General features: G+C 68.3%; 24 protein-coding genes. 16 read left to right on the top strand and 8 right to left on the bottom strand.

The window, feature by feature from the left end:
- The first annotated feature begins 15 nt into the window (after window positions 1–15).
- Window positions 16–972 (top strand): hypothetical protein, encoded by a 957-nt coding sequence (locus tag ABZ004_RS23845; RefSeq protein ID WP_355682857.1) that lies wholly within the window; start codon window positions 16–18, stop codon window positions 970–972.
- A gap of 122 nt (window positions 973–1,094) precedes the next feature.
- Here the strand turns inward: ABZ004_RS23845 and ABZ004_RS23840 are convergent, their stop codons facing one another.
- From ABZ004_RS23840 to ABZ004_RS23825, 4 genes are all read right to left on the bottom strand, one after another.
- Window positions 1,095–1,703 carry a hypothetical protein gene (locus tag ABZ004_RS23840; protein ID WP_355682855.1) on the bottom strand — a complete coding sequence of 203 codons (609 nt, stop codon included), beginning with the start codon at window positions 1,701–1,703 and terminating at the stop codon, window positions 1,095–1,097.
- A gap of 6 nt (window positions 1,704–1,709) precedes the next feature.
- Complete coding sequence (locus ABZ004_RS23835) at window positions 1,710–2,327, bottom strand: hypothetical protein (RefSeq protein ID WP_355682853.1); 618 nt, start codon at window positions 2,325–2,327, stop codon at window positions 1,710–1,712.
- Window positions 2,302–4,323, bottom strand: coding sequence for a hypothetical protein (locus tag ABZ004_RS23830; RefSeq protein WP_355682852.1), 2,022 nt, complete (start codon window positions 4,321–4,323; stop codon window positions 2,302–2,304). Before ABZ004_RS23830 ends, ABZ004_RS23835 begins: the two co-directional genes overlap by 26 nt.
- 67 nt (window positions 4,324–4,390) lie before the next feature.
- Window positions 4,391–4,723, bottom strand: coding sequence for a hypothetical protein (locus tag ABZ004_RS23825; protein ID WP_355682850.1), 333 nt, complete (start codon window positions 4,721–4,723; stop codon window positions 4,391–4,393).
- A 166-nt stretch (window positions 4,724–4,889) separates the two neighbouring features.
- Between ABZ004_RS23825 and ABZ004_RS23820 the strand changes: the two genes are divergently transcribed.
- On the top strand, window positions 4,890–5,195 hold the full coding sequence (locus tag ABZ004_RS23820) for a hypothetical protein (RefSeq protein WP_355682848.1): 306 nt from the start codon (window positions 4,890–4,892) through the stop codon (window positions 5,193–5,195).
- A gap of 94 nt (window positions 5,196–5,289) precedes the next feature.
- Here ABZ004_RS23820 and ABZ004_RS23815 read toward each other — a convergent pair whose 3' ends face one another.
- Together ABZ004_RS23815 and ABZ004_RS23810 are read right to left on the bottom strand one after the other, a co-directional pair.
- On the bottom strand, window positions 5,290–9,855 hold the full coding sequence (locus tag ABZ004_RS23815) for an FtsK/SpoIIIE domain-containing protein (RefSeq protein ID WP_355682846.1): 4,566 nt from the start codon (window positions 9,853–9,855) through the stop codon (window positions 5,290–5,292).
- Window positions 9,856–9,950: 95 nt separating this feature from the next.
- Entirely contained in the window at window positions 9,951–10,856 is a 906-nt protein-coding gene (locus tag ABZ004_RS23810) for a hypothetical protein (RefSeq protein ID WP_355682844.1), read from the bottom strand.
- 291 nt (window positions 10,857–11,147) lie between these two features.
- Between ABZ004_RS23810 and ABZ004_RS23805 the strand changes: the two genes are divergently transcribed.
- The 10 genes from ABZ004_RS23805 to ABZ004_RS23760 are packed head-to-tail and all read left to right on the top strand — an operon-like array spanning window position 11,148 to window position 20,078.
- A complete protein-coding gene (locus ABZ004_RS23805) occupies window positions 11,148–11,867 on the top strand; it encodes a hypothetical protein (RefSeq protein WP_355682843.1) in 720 nt (239 codons plus the stop codon).
- Complete coding sequence (locus tag ABZ004_RS23800; RefSeq protein WP_355682842.1) at window positions 11,867–12,661, top strand: hypothetical protein; 795 nt, start codon at window positions 11,867–11,869, stop codon at window positions 12,659–12,661. Before ABZ004_RS23805 ends, ABZ004_RS23800 begins: the two co-directional genes overlap by 1 nt.
- Window positions 12,661–13,968, top strand: a complete 1,308-nt coding sequence (locus tag ABZ004_RS23795) for an ATPase, T2SS/T4P/T4SS family (protein ID WP_355682841.1) — start codon at window positions 12,661–12,663, stop codon at window positions 13,966–13,968. Before ABZ004_RS23800 ends, ABZ004_RS23795 begins: the two co-directional genes overlap by 1 nt.
- A complete protein-coding gene (locus ABZ004_RS23790; protein WP_355682839.1) occupies window positions 13,965–14,855 on the top strand; it encodes a type II secretion system F family protein in 891 nt (296 codons plus the stop codon). Before ABZ004_RS23795 ends, ABZ004_RS23790 begins: the two co-directional genes overlap by 4 nt.
- Window positions 14,852–15,769 carry a type II secretion system F family protein gene (locus ABZ004_RS23785; RefSeq protein ID WP_355682837.1) on the top strand — a complete coding sequence of 306 codons (918 nt, stop codon included), beginning with the start codon at window positions 14,852–14,854 and terminating at the stop codon, window positions 15,767–15,769. The genes ABZ004_RS23790 and ABZ004_RS23785 overlap by 4 nt, the downstream gene beginning before the upstream one ends.
- Before the next feature lie 29 nt (window positions 15,770–15,798).
- A complete protein-coding gene (locus tag ABZ004_RS23780) occupies window positions 15,799–16,008 on the top strand; it encodes a hypothetical protein (RefSeq protein WP_355682835.1) in 210 nt (69 codons plus the stop codon).
- Window positions 16,009–16,016: 8 nt separating this feature from the next.
- Window positions 16,017–16,424, top strand: a complete 408-nt coding sequence (locus tag ABZ004_RS23775; protein WP_355682833.1) for a TadE family protein — start codon at window positions 16,017–16,019, stop codon at window positions 16,422–16,424.
- On the top strand, window positions 16,411–16,833 hold the full coding sequence (locus tag ABZ004_RS23770; RefSeq protein ID WP_355682832.1) for a TadE family protein: 423 nt from the start codon (window positions 16,411–16,413) through the stop codon (window positions 16,831–16,833). Before ABZ004_RS23775 ends, ABZ004_RS23770 begins: the two co-directional genes overlap by 14 nt.
- Window positions 16,830–17,264 (top strand): pilus assembly protein TadG-related protein, encoded by a 435-nt coding sequence (locus tag ABZ004_RS23765; RefSeq protein WP_355682830.1) that lies wholly within the window; start codon window positions 16,830–16,832, stop codon window positions 17,262–17,264. Before ABZ004_RS23770 ends, ABZ004_RS23765 begins: the two co-directional genes overlap by 4 nt.
- Before the next feature lie 12 nt (window positions 17,265–17,276).
- The gene (locus ABZ004_RS23760) at window positions 17,277–20,078 is read left to right on the top strand and encodes a hypothetical protein (RefSeq protein ID WP_355682828.1); all 2,802 of its coding nucleotides are present in this window, start codon (window positions 17,277–17,279) and stop codon (window positions 20,076–20,078) included.
- 48 nt (window positions 20,079–20,126) lie between these two features.
- On the opposite strand, the gene ABZ004_RS23755 is transcribed toward ABZ004_RS23760, so the two are convergent.
- Both ABZ004_RS23755 and ABZ004_RS23750 read right to left on the bottom strand, forming a co-directional pair.
- The gene (locus ABZ004_RS23755; RefSeq protein ID WP_355682827.1) at window positions 20,127–20,813 is read right to left on the bottom strand and encodes a hypothetical protein; all 687 of its coding nucleotides are present in this window, start codon (window positions 20,811–20,813) and stop codon (window positions 20,127–20,129) included.
- A gap of 85 nt (window positions 20,814–20,898) precedes the next feature.
- On the bottom strand, window positions 20,899–21,495 hold the full coding sequence (locus tag ABZ004_RS23750; RefSeq protein WP_355682825.1) for an ATP-binding protein: 597 nt from the start codon (window positions 21,493–21,495) through the stop codon (window positions 20,899–20,901).
- A gap of 123 nt (window positions 21,496–21,618) precedes the next feature.
- Between ABZ004_RS23750 and ABZ004_RS23745 the strand changes: the two genes are divergently transcribed.
- The 4 genes from ABZ004_RS23745 (at window position 21,619) to ABZ004_RS23730 (ending at window position 25,334) form a co-directional block, all read left to right on the top strand.
- A complete protein-coding gene (locus tag ABZ004_RS23745) occupies window positions 21,619–22,011 on the top strand; it encodes a hypothetical protein (protein WP_355682823.1) in 393 nt (130 codons plus the stop codon).
- Between the two features lie 149 nt (window positions 22,012–22,160).
- A complete protein-coding gene (locus ABZ004_RS23740) occupies window positions 22,161–23,531 on the top strand; it encodes a sugar ABC transporter substrate-binding protein (protein WP_355682821.1) in 1,371 nt (456 codons plus the stop codon).
- Window positions 23,532–23,541: 10 nt separating this feature from the next.
- Window positions 23,542–24,492 (top strand): sugar ABC transporter permease, encoded by a 951-nt coding sequence (locus tag ABZ004_RS23735; RefSeq protein WP_355682820.1) that lies wholly within the window; start codon window positions 23,542–23,544, stop codon window positions 24,490–24,492.
- A complete protein-coding gene (locus ABZ004_RS23730; protein WP_355682818.1) occupies window positions 24,489–25,334 on the top strand; it encodes a carbohydrate ABC transporter permease in 846 nt (281 codons plus the stop codon). Before ABZ004_RS23735 ends, ABZ004_RS23730 begins: the two co-directional genes overlap by 4 nt.
- The last annotated feature ends 8 nt before the right edge of the window (window positions 25,335–25,342 follow it).

Raw genomic sequence — 25,342 nt, 5'->3', positions numbered from 1 at the left:
CTGACCGTTGGGCTGATGGTTGCTGTGCCGATGTCTGCTCGCGCCACCGGAGGCGAAGGAGGTGGCGGCGAGACACATACGCCCACCACCAACGGCGGCACGATCACGATCACGGTGTCCGGCACGGCCTTGAAGGGTGGTTCGCCGGGGCACGCCGTGTCCAGGCAGGTCTCCGTACCTTCGCCTTGCTGGATGGAGCCGAGTTTTACCGGCAAGGAGTACTACGAGTTCGTCACCGGCACCGGCAAGTACGCCGGTAAGGGCATGGCCTGGCTGAACGCTCACATGGGCGAGAACATGACGGCCGAGCCGGGGTACGAGCAATACAAGGACGACACCACCGGTCACTGGTGGGGTGGAACCTGCAGCTCCGGCAACTATGACGGCTCGATCAAGGACTTCTTCGCCGTCGCCGACGCGTTCTTCAAGGCGCACCCGTTCACCTACGTCCCGGCAGGTCGGCCCGTCCCGGTGCCGCCGGTTCCGCCGGAGGTCCTGCGAGACGCCGCCATCGCAGAGATGGCCCTGCCGACCCCCGCGATCGACTGGAACCCAAAGGCAACCGGCACCAACGGCACCTTCGTCAACCTGGACACCTGGGTCTGGCTGAAAGACCGCCGGGACAAGTTGTACGTCCGAGCCACCGCGAACACCATGGGCGGCGAGACGTGGGCCCAAGTTGACGTCGACCTGACCGGGATGACGGTCCAGGCGGATGGCGCCGAGACGGCCGTCTGCGACGGCCCGGGCGTTCCCTACTCCTCAACGGCCTCGGCTGCCGCTGCCTGCACCATCCGGTTCGGCAAAGCCAGCGCCACCGCAGCCGGGACAGCGGTCACGACCCAGACAACCTGGCACGGCACCTGGACCGCGACAGGCCGCGGTCCAGCTGAGCTCCCGACCCAGCCCGTCGTGAACCCCTCAGTCACCGCAGTCCGGGTAGGCGAAGTCCAAGCAGTCGTCAACCGCTGACCCAACGACGGCTCCGGTCGAGCTTGTACTGGACGTACTGCTTGTGATCCGAGCGGTGCTGAAAGCTTTGCGAGCCGTCAAGGTGGCAACCGTTCAGCGGGATCCCGTCCTCGGCCAAAGGCTCACTGGCGGGTAGTTAGCTTTTGGGCGAGTTCGGCGGCGTCGACAGGGAGCTTGTCGAGCTTGGGGCCGCCTTGGTACAGAACTACGACGGAGACGATGCCCTTGTCGCCCTGCGAGGCCCAGACACGCTCCGCGATCCGGAAGTCGGAGCCGTTCTGCTGGCTGGTGTGGTAGCCGGCGGCAGTCGCCGGCAGATCTGCCACGGCGGTGAACTTCTCGTCGTCCGCGCCGAGCCCGATATTGCTAGCGACGCAGCGGGAGATGCCGTCGCGTAGATGCGTGATGTCTGCCGTCCGCTTCTTTTCGGTCCCGTAGGTGTACTTGTACGACCGGATCACGGTTTGGTCGTCAAGCTTGTACTCGACGATGTAGCGGCTCGCGGCATTCTTCTGGAGCTGCATCTCGGGCACGGGCCCGCAATAGCGCGTCACGCCCTCGTCCTGCCCCAGCACCTTGGGCGCCGGGTTGCCCGGCAGGTCAGCCGGCTGGAGGACGCCTACGGGTGGGGTGACGCTCGCCGGCGGATCGTCCTTCTTGTCGCAGGCCGAAAGGCTGACCACAAGCGCCAGCCCGATCACCAACTGCGCAGATGCGCGGCGAGAATTCACTGAGGTCTACTCTGCAGCGACCTTGAGGGTGAGGGCTTTGGCGTCGACGGGGAGGGTTGGGCTTTGGTCGGCGCCGGATTTGTCGACGGTGCGGGTGACGAGGACCGAGACGACGGTTCCGTCACCCTTTCGTGCCCACGCTCGTTGTGAGTGGACGACCTGGGTGTCGCTGCGCAGGATTGCGTCGTACCCGGTAGCTGTTGCCGGGAGGTCTTCGAGCAGGCTGTAGTCGCCTTGCGGTGGGCGGGTCATCCCGCCGACGCAACGCTTGTTGCCGTTGACAAGGAAGTCCCAGTCCTCGGTCAGCTTCCTGGTGTTCTGGTACGTGTACAGGAAGGACTTCACCGCGGTGTCGCCGAGCGTGTACTGGACGAACTGCTTGTGGTCCGCATGCTCCTGAAAGCTCATCGCCCCGCCGAGCGTGCAGCCGTTCAGCGGGATCCCGTCCTCTGCCAGAGACTCCTGCTTGGGGGAGCCCGGTAGGTCAGAGGGCTCGACGATGCCGGCGACCGGGGCCGGGGGCGCCGTCTTTGCGTCGTCCTTGCAGGCTGTCAGCAGGCCGAGGCCGCTGACGACCAGCAAGGAAAGTACAAGCGTCCTACTCGAAGTAATCGTGGAAATCACTCTTGAGGTCCTCTTTGTACTCGTTCGGATCCCAGTGGTTACCGACTCCGTCCAGACCACCGTACAGCTTCGTCCGCACCGTGGTCTGATCCGCATCGCTGAGCTGCTTGTACTCGCTGAAGGTCAGCATGTGGCCGTCCTTGAACAAGGGCGACTTCTCGATGACGTCCGGGTGGTTCGCCAGATCGTTCTCGTAGAGCGCGGTCGCGGTCAGGTACTGCTGCTGCTCGACCGCATCGTCCACGTTGCCGTTCGACTTCTTGGTGGCGTCCTTCTCGTAGTGTGCGAGCTTCTCCTTGAGCGAATCGACACCCGACGACTTGCCCTCGTCGATGGCCATGTTGACGACGTCCTTCGCGGTTCCGTCGACCATTCCCTCGACACCGGGGATCGGGACCAGGTCGACCACTTGCTCGCCGAGGTCGATCCATTTGCCGACCGCCTCGTCGCGGTCCTTACCCTCGGCGATCGCGACATCTCCGTTGGCCTTGAGGAACAGTCCTTCGAGGTGTGCGTTCTCGCTGATCCCCTTCTGCAACGCCACCTCGCCGTCGACGCCCGGCTTCGGGTGATTGATCAGACCGGCCAGGCCGGTGAGCTTCTGCGACTCGTAGCGGTTCGTCGCGTTCCGCAGTTCGAGCATGCCGTCGTCGGTGCTCATCGCGGCGACGCCGAACTTGGCCAGTGCGTCCTTGTCGAACAGCGGGATGTTGACAACGTTGCCGAAGGCATCCAGCGTCGCGGTGGTGCTCTGGCTGGGGTCCACGCCGTCCTTGTACGCGTAGGTCCCGCCGTTCACCGCCTGGTCGGCCCCGACCATGTAGGTGCCGAGGATGTGGGCGAAGTTCTTGGACGAGTCGCCGCGCATGTCGTCGATGAACGTGCGCATGTCCTCGACGCTCGCTCGTCGCTGGCCGAGCAGGTTGACGGTGGCACCGGCGAGCTCGGCCGCGTCCTTGCTCTCGGGTCCCTTGATCAGGTCCGGGTCCGTGGTGGCGACGTCGAGTACGTGACTGAGACTCTGGTAGCCGTCGCCGGCCCAGGTGCGGTCCTTGATGTAGTACTTCTGCCGCTCGTTGTCCTTGAAGAAATCGAGGGCCGCGTGCGGGCTGTTCGCGAGCATCGAGTTCATCGAGATCATCGGGTCCTTGGCGGCGTTGCCCGCCTCGTACGGGATCATCTGGTCCCAGAGGAAATTCTCCTCCGAACCAGGCCGATTACCCCAGAGGCCGTTCTGGTTCTTGTGGTCGAGACGCTCGTACTTGTCCAGGCCGGTCGCCAGGTCGCCGGCGAAGTCGTCGCTGAACTTGCCGTTGTACATCAGCACGCTGAGAGCCGAGGTGAGGCCGTAGCCGGTCACCCCACGGCCTACGTAGTCCTCAGGGTCCTTCGTAGCGGCCTTGATCAGGCCGTCGGCGAAGTCCTTGTGCGGGAACCCGGGCTCCTTCGATGCCGAACCCAGACCCTCGCGGTAGAGGTCCATCAGCCGCTTTTTGGCCGCGGCGTCTTCTGCCATCGGCGGGATGGACTTCTGGCCGATGTTGGCGAGTACCTTCAGCGTGCCCTCGGGACCGAGCTTCTGGAACATCGGCGACATGACTTTGCCGTCGTTGGTGTACGACGCCAGGATGTCGTTGTAGGCCCGGATGAACTTCGGGTCACCGGACGGGCGTAGCTCGCTGCCGCGGTCAGCAAGCGTGTTCCCCAGCAGGGTCTTGGTGTTGTCGAGGGTGTCCTTGTCGACCTGGTACGTCGCGTGCCCGGTGCCCTTGGTGTCCAGCAGGATCGCCAGGTCGAGCCGCGTCTTCAGCTCCGGCTTCTGGTCCTCGAACCAGGACATCAGGCCGGTGAACTCGGCTCCCTCGATCGACGGCATCGAGACGGGCGTGTTGTTGGACGCCGAGGTCGCAGCGCTCTTGGCCGTTCCGACCATCGTCACCAGGCCGTCGTACGCCGCCTTGAGCTTGGTGTGGTCGATCTCCACCGATTCCGACATTCTTCCTCAGCCCTCCCAGATCTTCGATCACGCGCCGCCAGATTACGGGGAGCCATGGGTCAAACGGTCACTGCATACGTCGCTGCATCGACCAGGATCTCGGCCAGGCCAGGCCGTGCGGGTCGTGCGCGGGCACCTTCTCCGGCTCCGCGTCGTACGCGGCCTTCACCGTGCTGACCGCCTCGTCGAACTTCGGCATGATCAGCTTGCACTTGCCACTGAAAGCCGTGACGAACTCGGTGGCCTTCGCGCACTTCCAGCCGCCGCTGGAGATCGCCGAGGAGATTGCGTCGCCCGGCTGCCCGGTGCCGTGGTGGACGGAGTCCCGCGCGTTCGGAACGGTCGTCGTGTACGCCGTACGCAGCGTGTCTTTGTAGAGATTGGGTTCTTCGTCAGCCATGGTCCACGCCTCTCGGGATGCTCTGCGCCGATCAGGATAGTGGCCGCGGAGGTCCACCGGGCCGTTGGCCACCCCGATCGACCGGGTGACCCCTCTATTGTCCTAATGTGCTGCCGATCGGCCGCAGGTCTCCAGGGCGGGGACCGGGAATCTGAGAGGTTGAGACATGGCTAAGGCGAATATCGAGGATCTCGAGAACCTGTACGACAAGCTCGTGTCGAGCATGAACGGGTCCGACCAGATCATCAACGACGTGGACACCGCGCTCTCCCGTGCGAACGAGGAGTGGCAGTCCAAGGGCGCCCAGGAGTTCAACTCGGCCTGGGTCGACTTCAAGTCGTCGCTGACCAAGATGTGCCAGGCATTCGCTGCCGCGGGCAACGACGTCGCGTTCCAGCAGGAGCACTTCAAGATCGGCGCCAAAGAAGAGGGCCAGCACCGGCAGTTGCCGAAGGTCACCTCCCCGCGCTGACGTCCGCGCAGCTGCCGGTCCCGTTGCCACCCTGGCAGCGGGACCGAGCTACGTCCGGCCCCCGGTCGATGCAGCGGGACCGAGCCATCTCCGGCTACTCGTCGATCGGCACCTGCGCCCAGGACCAGCCCGCAGGACGCGCGAACACACCCCGGCCGGCCGGCATCGCGGCGGTCGCCGAACGCGGCAGCCGGACGCTGACCACGTCGCCGTCGGTCGAGGACCGCGGACCGAGCAACAGGCCGGTGCGGCCCTTGCGGATCTCCGCGGTCAGGCCGCGGTAGTACCCGCCGACCTCGTCCAGACCACAGGCGACCACGACGGCGTTGCCGCTGTCGCGCAGCCGGCCGAAGTGCTGGGCCACCACGTCGGAGATCGGGTGATCGGGCCCTAGTACGTCGAAGTCGTCCATCACCACGAGATGCCGGGATGTGACCGACTTCAGTAGCTTGTCGATCTCGGCGGGGTCGCTGTCGGCCTGGTATCGGGCGTTGACGCCGCGCTTGATCTCCGGCGACCGCAGCGGCGAGATCCGCGGTGTGATGATGATGACCCGCCAGCCCCGCTGGGTGGCCTCCTTCACCATGAAGGTCAGGGCGGTGCTCTTGCCGGAGCGGGGCGGCCCGGCCACGATGAAGCCGGGGCCGTCGGCGGCGGGCTCGTACCGCAGCAGCCCGAGGGTGTCGCCACCCACTCCGACCGCCAGCTGGCCGGCGGCGAGCGGCTCTTCGGCCAGGTCGAGCGCGGCCGGCACACTGATGCTCAACGGCAGCTCGTCCACCCGCAGCGCCCGCTCAGCAGCCACCATCGGGCCGGCCGCTTCGGTCGCCGTCCGGCCGATCTGCTGCAACGCGGCGACCTGAGCCACACCGGACGGGTCCTCGGCCAGCAGCGCGAGCTGCACCTCGCGGGGGCGTTCGGCGCTGCGGAATCCACGGCCGGGCGGCATCGAGGTCGGGACGTCCTTGCTGCGGAGACCGATCGCGGCGAAGTCGGCGGTATCCGGCATCCGCAGCATGATCCGGTCCTCGATCAGGGTCGAGATCCGGCCCATCACGCCGCTGCGGTCCGACGAGATGACCAGCCGGATCCCGACTCCGGCGCCTTCCTGGAGCAGCGACGTCAGCTGGTCGATGAGGACGCCGCCGTCCAGCGACTCGTAGGCGGCGATGTAGCCCTCGAGCCGGTCGACGAGAACCACCTGGTAGGCCAGCCGTAGTTCGGCCGGCACCGCCTGGCGCTGCTCGTTGATGTCCGCGAAACCTTGCTGTGCAAGGAGCTGCTGGCGGCGCGTGACCTCGGCGTTCAGCAGACCGAGCAGCCGGTACATGCGGTCCACCTGGTTGCGCTGGACAACAGCTCCCGTGTGCGGCAACGACAGCATCGGCAGCAATGCACCGTTGCCCGCGTCGATACCGAAAAGGTGGACGTCTCGAGGATCGCAGAACCGTCCGACCGCCCCGGCGACACAACGCAGTGCGGTCGAGCGCCCCATCCGGTTGGCTCCCGCGATGACCAGGTGACCTGCCGTGGCGAGGTTCCAGGTTTCGGTGCGCTGGCTTTGCTCGTGCGGGATGTCGGCCAGCCCGATCGGCAGGGCCGGCACCACACCGCGGGTCAGCGTCGGCAACTCGAGTTGGTCGAGGGTGATCGTCTCACCGAGAGCCGGTAGCCAGGGGGAGGGGATCGGGGGGATCTGGAGTTTGGCGGTGGCACTGTCGATGGCGCGGACCAGGGAGGTCAGGTCGGTCGGCGTGGTGATGTCGTCCTCGTCGTCGACCACGGCCGCGACCTGGTTCCGGCTCGCGGTGAGGACGTCGAAGGAGCGGATGTTCACGTCGCTGCGGACCTGGACGCCGCGGGGCCGGCCGCCGACCCGGGCCGACTGGAACGGGATCAGCGACGAGTGGCCCAGCCGGGCCAGCGCCCGGCCCGGGGTGGTCTTGGAGATCTGCGCCGCGTCGGAGGCGTCGATGACGTCGGCGGAGTCCTGCTGGTCGGTCACCCGCAGCGCGATCCGCAGGTTGGTGTTGGACTTGATCTCGGCCGACACCACGCCGGAAGGGCGCTGCGTGGCCAGGATCAGGTGTACGCCGAGCGACCGGCCCCGGCGGGCGATGTCGACCAGGCCGTCGACGAAGTCCGGCAACTCCTGGACCATCGCGGCGAACTCGTCGATCACGAGCAGCAGGCGAGGCATCGGCTGGTCGTCCGGGGTCTTCGCGGCGAGGTAGTCGTCGATGTCCTTCGCGTCGGCGTCGGCGAGCTGGTGCTCGCGCCGACGGAGCTCCGCGCCGAGAGACTCCAGCGCCCGGGTGGTGAGGTGGCCATCGAGATCCGTCACCATTCCTACGGTGTGTGGCAGCAGCTTGCAGTCCTTGAAGGCCGCGCCGCCCTTGTAGTCCACCAGCACGAAGGTGAACTCGTCCGGACGGTTGCCGACGGCAAGCGACGCGATGATGGTCTGCAGCAGCTCCGACTTACCGGAGCCCGTCGTACCGGCCACCAGGCCGTGCGGGCCGTCGGTCCTGATATCGAGGCTGAACGCTCCGTCAATGCCCTCGCCGACCACGGCCCGGGTGGTCCGGCCGCCGGACATCCAGCGCTCCACGATGTCGTCACCGGTCGGGTCGTTCAGCCGGAGGATGTCGAGCAGGCGGGACGAGTCGGGCAGCGAGGACGCCGCGCCGTCGGCGGTCGCATCACGGATGGGGGCGAGCGCTCGGGCGAGGCGCTCGCACCAGTTGACTCCGACCAGATCGGGCTGGATGCCCTCGAGCGTTGCCCGCTGCGTCGTTGCCAGGCTCACCTGGTCGACGGTGCCGATCACCAGCGCACGGCATTCCTCCGGCAACTGGCGCTGGTCGTCGTCCAGACAGACCAGAAAGATCCCGTACTTCGGGCCTTGGCGAAGCAGGGTGACCACGCCACCGTTGCGACGCAGCTCGTTCGCGCCGTCCAGGACCACCACGATCTGGTCGGGGAACGGGATCTGCTCCTCCTCCAGCTGCTTGCGCTGCTCGAGTTCGCCCAGCAGCTCGTTCACCCGCCGCGCGGCTGCCTCGGGATCGGTACCGACCGAGGCGAGGGCGAGACCGGCGTCGCGACGCCGCAGGTGCGGCAGCCACGGGGTCCAGGCCCACACGTCGCGGTGTTCCGCGGTGGCGATCACGGCGAGCCGCAGGTTCGCAGGGCTGTGCATGGTGGCGAGCTGAATCAGGATCGAGCGGGCCACGGCGTGCCGCAGATCGGCCGGACCGGCGATACCCACCACACCGGTGGCGCCGAGCGGAACCGCGGCCGGTACGTCGGGAGCCGTCCAGTGCAGCGGTCCCTCGTGCTGCATGCGGGACGGGTCCTTCACCGTCACCGCGCTCGGGATGTCCGCCGTACCGACCCGGACGAGGAGCCAGTCGGGGTCCTGCGGTCGCCGTTCCCACAGCCGGGCCCGGGGTCCGCTCGCGAACAGCAGCAGTGACGAGGGGTCGGGGCAGTCCCGGCGCCTGGCGGTTCGCTCGTTGACCAGGCTTTCGAACGCGTCCTGCTCCACCTTGCGAAGGCGTTCGTGGTACTCGTCCTGCTGGCGTTGGTACTGCTGCTTCTGCATCCGGCGGGAGCTGCTGAAGTTCGCGACCATCATCAGCGGCGACATCGCGGCGAACAGCAATGTGTACGGCGAATGCGTGAACAGGTAGGAAGCGCCGCTCATGAAGACCGGCGCGATCACCACCAGGAACGGGATCGGCATCTTCTCCGGGCGGTTCGGCACGGCCGGCAGCGAGAACTCGGTCTTGCGCTGAGGCGGCAGCAACCGCGGTGGCCGGTTGAAGTCCATCGTCGCGCCGTCCGTCGACGGCGTGAGGGAAGCATCCGGCGCGGTGACCAGGGTCAGCTCGAAGTACTGGCGCCCGACGCCGAGGACCGTACCGGGGACCCATTCGGTCTCACCGGTGACCGGCTCCCGGTCCAGCCGCACGTACGGCAGCGGATCTTCGGGGCTGATCGTGTCGCGCGACGTGCTCAGCGTTTCCGCCGTACGCCGCCTGCGTTGCCACCAACGACGTTTAGGGGCCGGTGGCAACTGGTCGCCGACGATGATCGGCCCTTCGAGCGGCTCCACCCGGTCCGGCGCGGGAATCGTGCCGAGATCGTCGGCTCCGGGGCGCACGGTGACCTTCCCGTACCGGTTGACCTCCAGGTAGAGGGCGACCTCGGGAGAGTCCGGAACCAGCGGGAGGGCAGAGTTCTCGGCCCCCAGCAGGTACGAACCGGCGCCCAGCCGGTGGGCCAGGCCGGCGCCGTAGCCGCCGGTGCAGCGGAGGTCTAGGAGGCCGGTGGGTTCGATGCTGGGGTCGTTGACCGGGCCGCCGATGCCGACCACGGCGCCGTGCCGGATCGGCGACGACTTCAGTGGGGTGTCGTCGGGCAGGCGGCGGCCGCGGAGGAACAGGCCGGGGCTGCTCGGGCCGGAGCCGTTCGTCGCGCTCGGTGCGCTGCTGAGCAGCCGGACGGCGCTGTTGTCAGGGCCCGCCGGTTGCTGCCGGTTGCCGTCGGACACGGCGACCGCGAGGTCTCCGACGGTGGTGTCGTCCTCGGCGTCGATGGTGACGTCGCGGCTGACGCCCGTCCGGGCGTCGACGGCGGTCAGGAACAGCAGCACTTCGATACTCCCTAGTCAGCGTCACCGCAGTCTAGGCGCGCACCTGTGTCACCGCAGACCTCAGTCCAGGCAGGTGCCGGTGTCACCGGCAGACATCACTTGGCCAGCAGGCGCTGTCGTTCCGCGGTGAGCTTGTCGACGGTGGTGAGCACCTCGGCCCGCCGCTGCCGCAGGTCGTCGCCGATCTGCTGCAGAAGACTGCGGGTCCGCGGCAACCGGTGCTGGGCCTCGGCGACCTTCAGGAAGCTCTGCAGATCGCGGGAGGGTGAGTCGAGCCAGATGTCCAGAAACCTTGCCCGGGAATCCATCGGCTCACCGGTCACCAGCGACTGCCGTTCGCCGTACACGTCCAACTCGTCCTTGAGTTTCCCCAAACACTGTTCGGCGTACGCCGCTGCGTTGCTGACCGCAGCCAGTTCGTCGTACTTGGCCTTCCCCGCCATGGCGCCACCCCCAGCCAGGTCGGTCAGAGCAAACCTGCGCGCACTCGTGATCAGGTGCTCCAGGGTGTCCAGTGCCCGGTCCGACCAGCTGATGCTGGTGAGCAGATCATCCGTGTCCTGCAGTACTACGGCCTGCCGCTCCTGTTCCGCAGCGATCTCAGCGAGTCGGCCGGCCCGGGGATCGCCCTCGGCCAGCAGCCGTTTCTCCTTGTCCTGAAGGGCCGCGTCGTAGTCGGCCGACCCAGCAGCCAGCTCCTCCTGCCTCCGACGGGCCTGCTCCAGCTCGTCCCGCGCCGCCTCGAAGTTCCGGCGAGCCTCCTCGAACCGGTCCTCGGCCTCGTCGGTCTCCAGCCGCAGCAGCTCGACCTGCTCGTCCAGGTTGCGAGTGAACAACGATCCGAACCACGACCGAGCCTTGCCCTCCAGCCGATCCAGCCGAGCAGTCAGCTCATCCAACCGCCCCGCGAAGTGCCGAGTCTCGGCGTACAGCCCATCAACCCGCCGCTGCAACCGACTGACCGACGCCCCAGCAGCCCGCTGCTCCTCCCGAGCAGCCAAGCCTTCAGCCAACCGTCCCTCTATCCCATCACCCACACCTCATTCGACCACGCAATCGGTCCATACCGCTGCTGTCAGACCGATCACCTACTGTGATCGGGCTGCTGCTGGGGGTGGCGTAATCTAAGGTGTCGGCTGCGGCTGGGCGTGGGTCTTTGACGGCGGCCGTGAAGAGTCACGGGCGGGAGGAATCTGACCCCGCTCGGGCGATATTGTCTGAGGACGCCAGGCGGGGGCGAACTGCGCCGGACCGGCACAGAGTTGCCCCGCGGATTTCGAGGAGCGGGGCAGATGTCCACCACCACCGGCAGGGAAACGGTCGATCGGCAGCGCCAGCGCGCCGAGCGCGGGATCGGGACCACCCGTAGAACCGGGGGCAGGCTCCCGACGAACACCAGGCGCCGCAGGCCGGCCGTTGCGGCGCTGGCCGCGTTGCTGATCGTCGGTGGCGCGCTGATCGCGGGTCTGCTGGCGATCCGGATGGACGAGCGCCAGGCGGTCATCCAGCTCTCCCAGAACGTCGGCGTCGGCGAGAAGATCAGCGTCGACGACCTCGCCGAGACCCGGGTGGCCGGCGACGGACTGAAGCTGATCCCGGCCGAGCAGGCGAGCAGGATCATCGGCACCTACGCCAAGGTCAACCTGGTGCGGGGACAACTGCTCAACGAGGGTCAGTTCGTCAAGGACCCACCGATCGCCGAGGGTAAGGCCGCGGTCGGCATCGCCCTGGTCGGCGGCCGGGTCCCGGCCGCCGGACTGCAGCCCGGCGATCTGGTCGAGCTGATCCGGATCGGCACCGGCAACCAGCCGCCGGTCGTGCTCGGCACCGGGACCATCCTCGACGTCCCGAAGGTGTCCGCGAGTTCGGCGCTGGGGGACAAGTCCTCGACCTCGCTGAGCGCCACTGTCCTGGTCGACCAGGAGATGGTCAAGACGGTGACCGATGCCTCCGGCAACAACCGGATCGCGGTCGGCCTGCTGAAGAGCGGCACGTCGCTGGGGCCGAAGTAATGGGGCTGTACGTGCTGGCCGCGGCGAAGGGTTCGCCCGGCGTGACGACCTCGGCGGTCGCACTCGCGGGTGCGTGGCAGGGTGATCCGATCCTGGCCGACCTCGATCCCGCCGGTGGTGACATCGCGCTGCGGTACCGCGACCAGGCCGGCGTGCCGCTCGATCCCGATCGCGGCCTGCTGTCGCTGGGTGCCGCCGTACGCCGGGGCAGTACCGAGGTCCAGCTAGGCGACCACGTCCAGATGCTGGCCGGTGGTCTCGAGGTACTGGTCGGGGTCGTGTCGCCGAGCCAGGTGCAGGGACTCGGTCCGGCCTGGCAGCACCTGGCCCGCTCGCTGCGTGCCGTGCCCGGCCGGGACGTGATCGCCGACTGCGGCCGGCTGATGCCAGGCTCCGCGACGGTCCCGGTGCTGCAGAACGCCGATGCGCTGCTGCTGATCGCCCGGCCGACCGTCGAAGGCCTGTCGCACCTGCGCGAACGGATCCGCGGCTTCTCCGAGGTTCTTCAGCTCGGCACGTACGACGCCGTACCGGTCGGGGTGGCCCTCGTCACGTCGTACCGGGACACCCGGGTGGCCGGCGAGGTCCAGGCCATCCTGGATCGGGCCCGGCTGCAGGCAACCGTGCTCGGCATCCTGGCCGAGGACGAGAAAGCCGCCGAGGCGGTCCGGACCGGCGACGGCCGTAAAGCCCGGTCGTCGTTGCTGTTACGCTCCGCCGCGGATCTGGCCGAGCGGCTCCGCAAGCTCGGCACGCAGAGCGCCAAGGCCGCCGAGGGCTGGGGAGTCGTCTGATGGACCAAGGACTGGTACGCCGGCTGCGCGAAGAGGTCGCCGAGGTGCTCGCCCGGCAGCGTCGCGAGGATTCGGCCAACGGCCTGCCGCAGATGACCGCCGAGGACGAGCGCCAGTTCGCCCGGGCGGTGGTCGGACGGGTGCTCGAGACGCATGCCCGGGGCGAGATCGCGTCCGGTCGCACCCCACCGAGCGCGCTCGAGGAGCAGGAGCTCGCGGACGGGATCCACGCCGCGCTGTTCGGCGTCGGCCGGCTGCAGCCGCTGCTCGACGACCCGATGGTGGAGAACGTCGACATCAACGGCTGCGACCGGGTCTTCGTCGGCTATGCGGACGGTCACGAGGAGATGGGCGAGCCGGTCGCCGAATCCGACGACGAGCTCGTCGAGCTGATCCAGACGCTGGCGGCCTACTCGGGTCTGGCCAGCCGTCCGTTCGACTCCGCCAACCCACAACTGGACCTGCGGCTGCCCGACGGCAGCCGGTTGTCGGCGCTGATGGGTGTCTGCGCCCGGCCGTCGCTGTCGATCCGGCGGGCCCGGCTGTCCCGGGTGAGCCTGGACATGCTCGTCCAGTACGGGACGATGTCGCCGGACCTGGCGTCGTTCCTGTCCGCCGCGGTGGCGGCCCGGAAGAACATCATGATCGCCGGCGCGACCAACGCCGGGAAGACCACCTTGCTGCGCGCGCTGGCCAACGAGATCCCGCCGGACGAACGCCTGATCACCGTCGAGCGGGCGCTCGAGCTGGGTCTCGGCGAGTTCGAGGACCTGCACCCGAACGTGTTGTCGATGGAGGAGCGGCTGCCCAACTCCGAGGGGCAGGGCGCGATCGTGATGGCCGACCTGGTCCGCCGCAGCCTGCGGATGAACCCCAGCCGGGTGATCGTCGGCGAGGTGCTCGGCGACGAGATCGTCACGATGCTGAACGCGATGAGCCAGGGCAACGACGGCTCGCTGTCGACGATCCACGCGAACTCGTCGCTGGAGGTCTTCAACCGGATCTGTACCTATGCGATCCAGTCGGCCGAGCGGCTGCCCGCCGACGCCACGATGATGCTGATCGCGGGCGCGATCGACTTCGTCGTGTTCGTCGAGCGGCGCAACGAGTTCTCGGCCGGCGGTGAGCTGCGCCGGATCATCACCTCGGTCCGCGAGGTCAACGGTGTCGACGGCCGGGTGCTGTCCAGCGAGATCTTCCAGGCCGGACCGGACGGGCTGGCCCAGCCGGCCGCCCCGATCAGCTGTCTGCCCGAGCTGCAGGCGGTCGGATACCGCGGCTCGGCGCCCGCCGGGTGGGCCTCATGACGGTCCCTTCCGCGACCCTGCTGCTGATCGTCCTGCTCGGTGCGGTGGTCGGCGGGGCGATCCTGCTGCTCGTCGTCTCGCTGATCCCGCGCGAGGACGACGTCGAGATCAAGCCGCCTTCGCCGTTGCTGGAGTCCTTGCGGAAGGCCGGGATGCGGCTGCCGATCGCGGTCGGCGTCGGGCTCCTGATCCTGCTGCTCACCCAGTGGCCGGTCGCCGCCGTGGCGATGGGCGTGCTGGTGTTCGTCTGGCCCGCTCTGTTCGGCGGAGCCGGCGCGGAGGCGAAGGCGATCAGCCGGCTGGAGGGACTGGCCGCGTGGACCGAGTCGCTGCGGGACACCGTGGCGGGGGCGGTCGGTCTCGAACAAGCGATCCCGGCCACGGCCTATGCGGCGGCGCCCTCGATCTCGAAGGAACTGACCGCGCTCGCGGACCGTCTGAGGGTTCGTGTCCCCCTGCCGCAGGCTCTCCAGCGCTTCGCCGACGAGATGAACGACTCCAGTGTCGACCTCATCGTCGCGAGCCTGATCCTGAACGCCAGGCTCCGGGGTCCGGGTCTGCGCGAGGTGCTGACCTCGTTGTCGGAGTCGGCCCGGGCGGCCCTCGACATGCGCCAGCGGGTCAACGCCGGCCGGCGCAGTACGCGGCGCAGCGTCCAGATCGTCATGTTCGTCACGGTGATCTTCGTGCTCGGGCTGTCCCTGTTCAACAAGAAGTATGTGGCGCCTTACTCGACACCGGTCGGACAGTTCGTGCTGCTGATCATCCTCGGACTGTTCGCGGGCGGCTTCTTCTGGCTTCGCCGGCTGGCCAGCTTCGAGGTGCCGGAACGCTTCCTGCACGCGCGGGACCGGGTGCCGACCGTCGAGCACGGGGGCCCGAGATGACGCTGGTGATGCTGGCCGGTGCGATGGTCGGTGCCGGACTACTGATGCTGATCCGGTACGTCGGCAGCTCCACGCCGTCCGGTACGGCAGGTCTGCTGCAACTCGACGCGGACAGGCGGCGGTACCGCAACGAGGTGAGCCTGACCGCGGACCGCCGGCACCAGACCGAGTCGCTGCGGATGCGACGGCTCGGATCCGGGCTGCGGCGGGCACTCGATGCCAGAGGCATCCAGTTGCCGGCGCCGGTCCGGGCCGACCTGGGCATCGCCGGGCGTTCGCTGGAGACCCATCTGGCGACCACCCTGGTCGGTGCGCTGGTCGGCTTCGTGGTGCCGTTCATGCTGCTGCTGCCGGTCAGCGTAGTGACCGGCAGCCTGCCGGGCGTGATCCCGGTCTGGCTCTCGATCGTCGGTGCGGCGGTCGGCGCGATCCTGCCGACCGTGCAGCTGCGGGCCGTGGCGGCCGATCGTCGCCGTGACTTCCGGCACGTGGTCAGCTCGTTCCTGGACCTGGTCGCGATGAACCTGGCCGGCGGCCGCGGCGTACCGGAGGCGTTGTCGTCGGCGGCCGGGATCAGTGACGGCTGGGCGTTCGTCCGGATCCGTGACACCCTCGAGACTGCTCGTCTGCAGGGGATCACCCCGTGGGCGGCGCTCGGTGAGCTCGGCGAAGAGGTGTCGATCGACGAGCTGCGAGATCTCTCGGCGGCGCTGGCGCTGGTCGCCGAGGACGGGGCGAAGGTGCGCGACTCCCTGGTTGCCCGTGCGGTCTCGATGCGACGCCGGGAACTCGCCGATACCGAAGGCCGCGCGCAAGCACGGTCCCAATCCATGCTGATGGCACAGATGTTGCTCTGCGTCGGTTTCCTGCTGTTCCTGACCTATCCAGCTGTAGCCCGTGTGGTCGGGCTGTGAGCCTTCGATCCGCACTGAGGAGTGATGACATGTACAACCCCACCAACCAGGTAGTTTTTCTGCTCAGGGTTCTGGTCGAAGGCAGGATCCAGCGTGCCCGCAGGTCCGAGGGCGGCGCGTCCGCGGTCGAGTGGGTGCTGATCTCGGCGCTGCTGATCGGCGTCGCGATCGCGGTCGGCGCGATCATCTTGAAGAAGCTGACCGACAAGGCCAACAACATCAACCTGAACACGCCCTGATCTGACTGATGAAGATCCCCGGCCGGATGGCGAAACAGAAGCGGAACGAGCGCGGTGCGAGCACCGTCGAGCTCGTTCTCTACATGCCCATCCTGATGCTGGCGATCTTCGTCACGATCCAGCTGTCGCTGATCTATCTGGGCAACCAGGTGGCGTCCGCGGCAGCCCGGGAAACCGCCCGGGTGGCTCGGACGACCCTGGATGCCGGCAAGGCTCAGGCGGCCGGCATCGACTACACCAACCGGATCGGCAAGGGCGTCCTCGAGGACGTGCAGATCGAAGTGACCCCGGTCGGCGCCGAGGAAGTGCGGGTCGTGGTGACCGGTCATGCGCAGAAGATCACGCCGTTCGTGGACGCGCCGACCGTCACCCAGGTCGTGCAGGGACCGCTGGAGGACTTCCGTGCGGACAACTGAGCGTCGATGGCGCCGGCGGCGCGAGGGCGGCTCGATGGCCGTCGAGATCGTGCTGCTCGCGCCGGTGATGATCGCCTTCATGATGCTGGTCATCGCCGGTGGCCGGTACGTCGCGGTCCGCGGCGACATCGAGGCGGCGAGCCGGGATGCCGTCCGAGCGGCCACCCTGGAACGCACCCAGAGCGCGGCGCAGGCGGCGGCGGAGAACATCGCGGCGGCCTCCCTGCAGGACGTCGGAGCCTGTTCGGGCGCGACACTGTCCGGTGATTTCATCTCCGGCGGCATGCTGACCGTCACGATCAGCTGTGAGGTCTCCTACGACGGGCTCGGGCTGATCGGGCTGCCGGGCTCGAAGACCGTGACGATCAGCAGTTCGGCACCGATCGACTTGTACCGGAGGACCGGATGACCCGGCTGAGGCAGTGGCTGTCTTCGCGACGGCGGAGCCAGCGCGGCTCGGCGACCGTCTTCATGCTCGGCTTCGCGGCCGTCCTGATGGTCGGCGCCGGCCTGGTGGTGGACGGCGGCCTGGCGCTGAACAAGCGCAGTCAGCTGACCGACGACGCGGAGCAGGCAGCCCGCTCGGGGGCGAACGCGATCGACATCGTCGCGTTGCGCAACAGCGGGGTGGTCCGGGTGGACCCGGACCAGGCGACCGCGATCGCCACCGATTTTCTCAGCCAGCGGGGATACACCGACATCTCGGTGCAGGTCGACGGCAACGAGGTGACCACGTCGGCCCAGGCGACCGTCGACACCGTGATCCTGTCGCTGGTCGGGATCAACACGTTCACCGTCAAGGGCGACGCCACCGCGACGCCCGAGACCGGGATCGGCTAGGAGAGGCAAGCAATGACGACGCACCGACCGGCCCCCGGGCGGTTCACCGAGGCCCCGGACCCAGGCCGGTTCCACCAGGAGGCCCCGCCCGAGCGCCGTTCCCCGGCGGCGGCGTTCCTGGCTGCCGTGGCGCTGCTGGTGCTCGTGGTCGGGGTGCCGGTCGCGCTCCTGGTGCTGACCGGGCTGCCGCCGTTCCCGCACAAGTGGCCGACCCGGGAGGACCTGACCGCCCCGATCGGCATCGACGCGCTGCTGACCGTACTGCGGGCCGTCGTCTGGCTGGCCTGGCTGCACTTCGTCAGCTGTGTGATCGCCGAGTTCGTCAGCGCCGCGCGCGGTCGCGGCATCCCGCGTGCCATCCCGCTCGGCGGCGGCAGCCAGCGCCTGGCGAGGGTCTTGGTCAGCGCGCTGCTGCTGACCGGTATCGCTGCCGGCCAGGCGGCGGCCGCGACCGGTGGCAGTGGTGGCCCGGTCGAACCGAAGTCCACGGTGTCCATCAGCGCGACGACCCAGGTCCAGCCGGACAGCGTCGACGAACGGATGGATCCGACCAGGTTCACCGAGCAGCACTCCACGACGAGCAAGGATCCGCTGGCGGGGAAGAAGGTCTACGTCGTGAAGGCCCCGCACGGGCATCATCACGACAGCCTCTGGGACATCGCCGACAAGCACCTCGGCGACGGCCGGCGGTACAAGGAGATCTACGAGCTCAACAAGGACCGGGTGCAGCCCGACGGCCAGCACCTGCACCTGGCGCGGCTGATCATGCCGGGCTGGACCTTGATCATGCCCGAGGACGCCACCGGGGTGGAGCGCCAGCCGGTCGAGCACATCCAGGCTCCGGTCCAGCACACGACGGACACCCACGCGACCGGCAAGTCGAAGAGCGGTCCGGACACGCCGGAAGTCCACCAGGGCGCGGGCGGCGGTGCCGTGCAGCAAGGCGTTCACCAACCGTCCACCGGAGGTGGCGAGCACCAGCCGGGCGGCGGCCAGGTGCAGCAGGACTCGCGGTGGCGACTGCCGAACGATCTCCTCGGCGGCGGCCTGGTCGCGGCCGGGCTGCTGACCCTGCTGCTCGTCGAGCGGTACCGGCGTCGCGGTCGTGATCCAGAGCCGGCAGCCACCGCGGCCGAGGTCGCCTTGCGGGTGGGGGCCGACCCGGACCGGTCCGAGGCGCTGGACCGGGCTCTGCGCGGCCTGGTGCGGCAGTGCGACGCCATCGACGTACCGTTGCCGCCGTTGTTCGCCGCGGTGCTGGACGACCAGGCTGTCGAGTTGCTGTTGTCCATTCCACGCACTGATTGCCCGGCGCCGTGGCAGGCGATCGACGAAGGCCGCCGGTGGCGGTTGGAGCGCGCAGACATCGCCGCGGATGCCCAGGGTCCGGCGCCTTATCCGGCGCTCGTCTGTCTCGGCCGCGACGCGGAGGACCGCGACGTACTGGTCGACCTCGAAGCGGCCAGTGGCGCGCTGAGCATCCGGGGCGACTCGGTGGTCGCCCGCGAGGTCGCGACCTCGGTCGCGGTGCAGCTGGCCACGAACCCATGGGGTGACTTGCTCCGGGTCACCACCTCGGGCCTGCCGGATTCGATCGGTGACGTCCTGGCCGACCGGCTCCGGGTGGTGCCGGACATCGACTTGGTGCTGCCCGACCTCGAACAGGGCGCTGTGGAGACCGAGGTGCTGGCCGGCCGGGTGACCCGCGCTGCCGACGCCTCACCGCAGTACGTCGTACTGGGCGCTCCGCCGGAGGAGGACACCGCGCGTCGGCTGGCAGCCCTTGCTGCGCAGGGCCGGGCCGGTTTCGGGCTGATGGTCGCCGGCGAGGTGGCCGGTGCTCGCTGGCAGCTGCAGGTCGACGAATCGGGGACCTTGCGGATCCCGGCACTCGACCTGACGCTCTCGGCCAGCAGGCTTTCCGAGCCGACTGTCGAGCTGGTCACAGAGCTGCTCGAGGCGGCCCGTACGCCGACGCAGCTGCCGGCCGGCGGCAACCGGGTCCGGGTCCCCGCCACCGGCAACTCCGGTGACGACTCGAACTGGGTCACCGCCACCGTCCGGGTCGGCGTGCTCGGTTCGGTCGAGGTCCGCAGCCCGTACCGGATCGAGGACGAACGGTTGCCGTTGGCAACGGAGATCGTGGCCTTCCTGGCCCTGCACCCCGGTGGCGTGCACCCCAGCGTGCTCGGTGCGTCGGTCTGGCCCCGCGGGGTCACGCCGGAGGTCCGGGACGCGACGGTCGAGCGCGTCCGGCAATGGTTGGGGGTGGACAGCCAGGGCGGCCACCAGTTGCGGCAGGACGCCAACGGCCGCCTCTTCCTCGGCCCCGAGGTCGCGGTCGACTGGGACTGCTTCTGCGAACTGGTCCGGCGCAGCCGCACCGCGCAGACGGTCAGGGACGAGCGCGAACTGCTCCGCCGCAGCCTGCACCTCGTCCGCGGGCCGTTCCTGAGTGGCCGGCCGCGCGGCGGCTACTCCTGGATCGCGCGCGTCCACCTCGAACGGGTGGTGCCCGACCTGGTCGTCGACACCGCGCACCGATTGGCCCAGTTGACGTTGGGTGACGACGATCCGGCCGGTGCGGTCAGCGCTGCCCGGGCCGGTCTCCGGCTGAGCGGTAGCTCCGACCTGATGTGGCGCGACTTGCTGCTGGCCGAGCACCGGTACGGCGGCGTCGCGGCGACCGAGCAGGTTGTCGAGGCGCTCGGTGAGGGCGTGCTCAAGCACGGTCTGGTGCTGAGCGCCGAGACCGAGGCGCTCATCGAAGAACTCCTCCCGACCGGCGCAAGCCGAGCCCGCCGCGTCGGCTGAGCAGCGCGGTCCCGGTCTGCGAGCCGGACCGGGACCGCGGAGCTAACCTCAGCTGGACTTGCGGGTCAGGGATTGTTTTTGCTGCTTGGTGATCGCGGCGACGAGAGCTGTATCGGGCTCGAGGCCGGCGGTGAGGTCGCCGGACTGGGTGACGCTGATCTCGGTGACCAGGCTGCCGACCACGAAGCTGGATTCGGCGACCGCCTCGGACCGGCCGATCGCGGTCGAGACGTCCACTCGGGCGTCGGTCAGCGCTTCGGGCACTCCCGGTACGGCGAACGAGGTGTCGTGCGTTTCCTGGGCCCAGAAGCCACGCTGCAGAACGTCTGCCTGCTTCTTCGAACCGACCCGGAAGATCTGCACGGTGTAGTGCTTCTTCCGGTCGGCGCTGGTTCGGGATGCCTGGTAGCCCTCGGCGAAATGGGCGTTGAGCAACAAGGCTAGGTCTTCGGCCGGCGTGGACGACAGCGTGTTCAGGAAAGACTCGCGGCTGAACGGACCGCTCTGCCGGCGGGGATCCGTGACGTAGCCGTTCGGTACGACGACGAGCCCGGCGAGACCGCTGGCGGACTTGGCCGTGGCAGCGGACGGGGCAGTGGCGGACGGGGCGAGGGCGGCGGCGTCCGCAGCAGGTTCGCTGGTCGTCACCGCGCCGGCGCTGTTGCCGCAGCCGGCCGCACTCAGCACGACCAGGGCACTCAGAACCACGGCGACGCCGGGGGCAGCACGCCTCACGATTCCTCCGTAGATCAAGGGATTGCCGCCTCGATGGCACCAGACCAAGGTGAACGCCAGGCGAATTGCCCCTGACCGTGGGAGATCAGGTTCTGGCGGTGCTGAGAAGCTCGGCGATCCGGCGGCGGGTGGCTTTCGGCCCGAGAGGCTCGCAGCCGGCGTCGAGGCAGCGCCGTACGACGCGGGGGTCGTCGCGGAGCAGGAGGATTCCCCGGCGGAGCAGGGTGAACGGAGGTTTGCGGTGCTCGCGAAGATCGCGCTGGAAGCGGCGGGTGAACGTCACCAGCCGGTGATGCCGCACGCAGATCGCGGCGGCCAGCAGGCCTCGGTCCTTCAGCGCGCCGACGATCTGGTCCGCGAAGATGCCCTCGGCAATGATCAGGGGTGAGCCCTCGGTCGAGAACTGGCGATGACCGACGGTTCCGTCCGCGGAGATGTCGTAGATCGGCAGGTCCGCGGATCCCGTCGTACAGAGTGTTTCGAGGGCGGCGACGGCTCGGTCGGCGTCCCAGGAGCCTGGGTGATCCCAGTCGACGATGCCCAGCGGTGAGCGCGGCATCGCCTCGTCGTCGCCGTCGCGGTAGAAGTCGTCGAGCCGGACCACCGGCAGCCCGGTCAGTTCCGCCAGATGAGACTTCCCGGTCCCGGACGGGCCGGCCAGCAACACCACTCGCGCACTCACCCGCAGCATTCTCCGCCATCGCCGGCCCGGATGCCTAAAGCTGCAGAACCGCTCGGTGCAGTAACGCGCGGCCTACTGGGAGCGATACCAGGGTGGCTCGGCCGGGGGATGAGGAGATGGCGGATGAAGCTGACTGTCGGTGGTGTCTTCGTGTACGCCGGAACGTCGGTGCTGCTCGTCGTCCAGACGGTGCGACTGGTTCTGCTGAAGGAGCTCTGGGCTGGCGGAGTCTCCCTGGCGCCGGTCACCTTGGTTGTGGTGACTGCCGTCGCGGCGCTGTTGTACTTGATCGCGGTGCTGATCCGGCAACCGCTGGTGGAGGGCGACGGGCCGTGGTTCATCACCATGGGCTGGGCCGTTCTGATTGCCTTGACCGCACTCTCCTTCGTGATCGCGATGGTGTCGTCACCGGCCTCCGACGAGGCGCTCTGGGTGACCGGGCCGGCGGTGTTCGTGCCGTTCTGGGTGCGGAAGCTGGAGGAGTCCTACCGCGAGGGTGTCGACGAGGGACGGTAGCTCCCCGGTGCTCAATTGAGCAGTGATGTGCTCGGATGGGGAGCGAGGTCTTGACACGCCTGCCCGCCTGCCGGTTCACTCTAGTTTGAGCAACGGGGTGCTCATATGAGCGAGCTCGGCAGCGGCCGTCGACGGCGAAGGAGCAACTCGTGGTGGTACAGCGCAAGCGGTTCGGGGGTGTGGCCGTCGCACTGCTCCTGGTGAGTTCAGTGGCGGGCTGCGCGGGCTGGGGTGGTGGCGGTGGTGGCGGAGGCGGTGCCGACAGCATCACCGTGCTGATGGTGAACAACCCGCAGATGGTGGATCTGCAGAAGCTCACCGCGGACAACTTCACCAAACAGACCGGGATCAAGGTCAACTACACGGTGCTCCCGGAGAACGACGTCCGGGACAAGATCAGCCAGGAGTTCTCCAGCCAGGCCGGCCAGTACGACGTGGCGTCGCTGAGCAACTTCGAGATCCCGATCTACGCGACCAGCAAGTGGATCGCACCGCTGTCGGACTACATCGCCAAGGACCCGTCCTTCAACCAGGACGACGTACTGAAGCCGATGACCACCTCGCTCAGCGGCGCCGACGGCAAGATCTACGGCGAACCGTTCTACGGCGAGTCGTCGTTCCTGATGTACCGCAAGGACGTCCTGGCGGCCAAGGGGATCGAGATGCCGGCCAAGCCGACCTGGCAGCAGGTCGCCGACATCGCCGCCAAGGTGGACAACGCCCAGCCCGGGATGCGCGGCATCTGCCTGCGCGGCCAGCCCGGCTGGGGCCAGCTGTTCGCGCCGCTGACGACCGTGGTGAACACCTTCGGCGGCACCTGGTTCAACGACAAGTGGGAAGCGCAGGTGAACGCACCGGAGTTCACCGAGGCGACCAAGTTCTACGTCGACCTGGTCCGCGCGCACGGCGAGCTCGGCGCACCGCAGGCCGGCTTCACCGAGTGCCTGAACAACCTCGTCCAGGGCAACGTCGCGATGTGGTACGACGCGACCTCCGCCGCCGGTTCGCTGGAGGCGCCGAACTCGCCGGTCAAGGGCAAGATCGGGTACGCCCCGGCGCCCGTGGTGAAGACCGACAGCTCCGGCTGGCTCTACACCTGGTCCTGGGCGATCCAGGAGGCCAGCAAGCGCAAGGACAACGCCTGGAAGTTCATCTCCTGGGCCTCCAGCAAGCAGTACGAGGAGCTGGTCGGCCAGAAGCTCGGCTGGTCCCGCGTCCCGGCCGGCAAGCGCGCCTCGACGTACGAGAACCCGGACTACCTGAAGGAGGCGGCGGCGTTCGCGCAGCCGACCAAGCAGGCGATCGAGACGGCCGACCCGGCCGACCCCGGCGTGCAGAAGCGGCCGGCGATCGGGATCCAGTTCATCGACATCCCGGAGTTCCCGGATCTCGGGACCCAGGTCAGCCAGGACGTCAGCTCGGCGATCGCCGGCCGGATGAGCGTCGACAAGGCCCTGAAACGCGGCCAGACGCTCGCCGACGACGTGGCGGAGCGGTATCGCTCTCGAGAAGCGAAGTGAGGGAACCGTCATGAGTGTGGATACCGAGGTTCGCCCGGGCCGGCACGCGGCGGTGCCGCCCAACGCGCCGAGCCGCCTGCTCCGCAGTACCGGCGACTGGGCCCGGCGGGCGCCGTTGCTGCCCGCGCTGGTCTTCATGATCATCGTCACCCAGTTGCCGTTCGTGGTCACGATCATCACGTCGTTCATGAACTGGAACGCCTACTACCCCGACGAGCGCGGGTTCGCCGGGATCGACAACTTCCGCAGTGTGCTCACCGATGTGAACACCCGGCACGCGATCTGGGTGACGATCCTGCTCACCGCGGGCGTCGTGCTGATCAGTCTGGTGCTCGGGCTGGCGATCGCATTGCTGCTGGACCGGAGGTTCCGCGGCCGCGGCGTGGTCCGGACGATGATGATCACGCCGTTCCTCGTGGTGCCGGTGGCAGCCGCTCTGCTGTGGAAGCACGCGCTCTACAACCCGGAGTACGGGCTCTTCAACGGTCTGCTCAAGGGGATCTTCGGGGACAACGCACCGCAGCCGGACTGGATCAGCAACCAGCCGTTGTGGGCGGTGATCTTTGCGCTGGTCTGGCAGTGGACGCCGTTCATGATGCTGATCCTGCTGGCCGGGTTGCAGAGTCGTCCGCTCGACGTGATCGAGGCGGCCGGCATCGACGGCGCCAGCAAGTGGGAAATCTTCCGCTACATGACGCTGCCGCACCTGCGCCAGTACCTCGAACTGAGCGCGCTGCTCGGCTCGATCTACGTCGTGCAGAACTTCGACGCGGTCTTCACGATCACCTCCGGCGGCCTCGGGACGGCCAACCTGCCGTACACGATCTACCAGACCTTCTACACCGCTCACGACTACGGCCGGGCCTCGGCCGCCGGCGTCATCGTGGTGATCGGCACGATCGTCATCGCGACCTTCGCTCTGCGTTCGGTGTCCACACTGTTCAAGGAGGAGGGGCGATGAGTGGTCAGGTGACGATGGTGACCGGCAAGAAGAATCGCGGTGGCGGCTGGGCGTTGAGCGGGCTGGCCTGGGTGGTCGGGCTGCTGTTCGTGCTGCCGGTGCTGTGGATGGTGCTGACCTCGTTCCACGCCGAGACGGACGCGGCGAAGAATCCGCCGGATCTGGCCGCGCCGCTGACGCTGGACGGGTTCCGTTCGTTCTTCGACTCCGGTCCCTGGCCGTCGATCGCGAACTCGCTGACAGCGAGCATCCTGTCCACCGTGCTGGTGATCCTGCTCGCCTTCCCGGCGGCGTACGCGCTGTCCATCAAGCCGGTGAAGAAGTGGACGGACGTGATGTTCTTCTTCCTCTCCACCAAGATGCTGCCGGTGGTGGCCGGCCTGTTGCCGATCTACCTGTTCGCGCAGTTCGCGGGGCTGCTGGACAACATCTGGCTGCTGATCGTGCTGTACACCTCGATGAACCTGCCGATCGCGGTCTGGATGCTGCGCAGCTTCCTGGCCGAGGTGCCGGTGGAGATCCTCGAGGCGGCCTCGGTCGACGGCGCGGGGCTGACCAGGACGCTGCGCTCGGTGGTCGCGCCGGTGGTCACCCCGGGGATCGCGTCGGCGGCGCTGATCTGCTTCATCTTCAGCTGGAACGAGCTACTTTTCGCTCGCGTCCTGACGGGTACCGTGGCGCAGACCGCGCCGGTCTTCCTGACCGGGTTCGTCACCAGCCAGGGCCTGTTCCTGGCGAAGGTCTGCGCCGCCTCGCTGGTGGTGTCGCTGCCGGTGCTGATCGCGGGATTCGCTGCCCAGGACAAGCTCGTCCAGGGCCTGTCGCTCGGGGCGGTCAAGTGACTCAGCTG

Source organism: Kribbella sp. NPDC006257 (genome assembly GCF_040613535.1).
GTDB lineage: Bacteria > Actinomycetota > Actinomycetes > Propionibacteriales > Kribbellaceae > Kribbella.
The sequence above is the reverse complement of the archived record's forward strand: the minus strand, read 5'-3'. Positions and strand labels throughout refer to the sequence as shown.

Excerpts from the sequence above, each read along its gene's own strand:
- ABZ004_RS23845 (WP_355682857.1), top strand. The coding sequence starts at position 16 with ATGGTTGCTGTGCCGATGTCTGCTCGCGCCACCGGAGGCGAAGGAGGT.
- ABZ004_RS23830 (WP_355682852.1), bottom strand. The coding sequence starts at position 4,323 with ATGTCGGAATCGGTGGAGATCGACCACACCAAGCTCAAGGCGGCGTAC.
- ABZ004_RS23825 (WP_355682850.1), bottom strand. The coding sequence starts at position 4,723 with ATGGCTGACGAAGAACCCAATCTCTACAAAGACACGCTGCGTACGGCG.
- ABZ004_RS23820 (WP_355682848.1), top strand. The coding sequence starts at position 4,890 with ATGGCTAAGGCGAATATCGAGGATCTCGAGAACCTGTACGACAAGCTC.
- ABZ004_RS23805 (WP_355682843.1), top strand. The coding sequence starts at position 11,148 with ATGTCCACCACCACCGGCAGGGAAACGGTCGATCGGCAGCGCCAGCGC.
- ABZ004_RS23800 (WP_355682842.1), top strand. The coding sequence starts at position 11,867 with ATGGGGCTGTACGTGCTGGCCGCGGCGAAGGGTTCGCCCGGCGTGACG.
- ABZ004_RS23795 (WP_355682841.1), top strand. The coding sequence starts at position 12,661 with ATGGACCAAGGACTGGTACGCCGGCTGCGCGAAGAGGTCGCCGAGGTG.
- ABZ004_RS23790 (WP_355682839.1), top strand. The coding sequence starts at position 13,965 with ATGACGGTCCCTTCCGCGACCCTGCTGCTGATCGTCCTGCTCGGTGCG.
- ABZ004_RS23785 (WP_355682837.1), top strand. The coding sequence starts at position 14,852 with ATGACGCTGGTGATGCTGGCCGGTGCGATGGTCGGTGCCGGACTACTG.
- ABZ004_RS23780 (WP_355682835.1), top strand. The coding sequence starts at position 15,799 with ATGTACAACCCCACCAACCAGGTAGTTTTTCTGCTCAGGGTTCTGGTC.
- ABZ004_RS23775 (WP_355682833.1), top strand. The coding sequence starts at position 16,017 with ATGAAGATCCCCGGCCGGATGGCGAAACAGAAGCGGAACGAGCGCGGT.
- ABZ004_RS23765 (WP_355682830.1), top strand. The coding sequence starts at position 16,830 with ATGACCCGGCTGAGGCAGTGGCTGTCTTCGCGACGGCGGAGCCAGCGC.
- ABZ004_RS23760 (WP_355682828.1), top strand. The coding sequence starts at position 17,277 with ATGACGACGCACCGACCGGCCCCCGGGCGGTTCACCGAGGCCCCGGAC.
- ABZ004_RS23745 (WP_355682823.1), top strand. The coding sequence starts at position 21,619 with ATGAAGCTGACTGTCGGTGGTGTCTTCGTGTACGCCGGAACGTCGGTG.
- ABZ004_RS23735 (WP_355682820.1), top strand. The coding sequence starts at position 23,542 with ATGAGTGTGGATACCGAGGTTCGCCCGGGCCGGCACGCGGCGGTGCCG.
- ABZ004_RS23730 (WP_355682818.1), top strand. The coding sequence starts at position 24,489 with ATGAGTGGTCAGGTGACGATGGTGACCGGCAAGAAGAATCGCGGTGGC.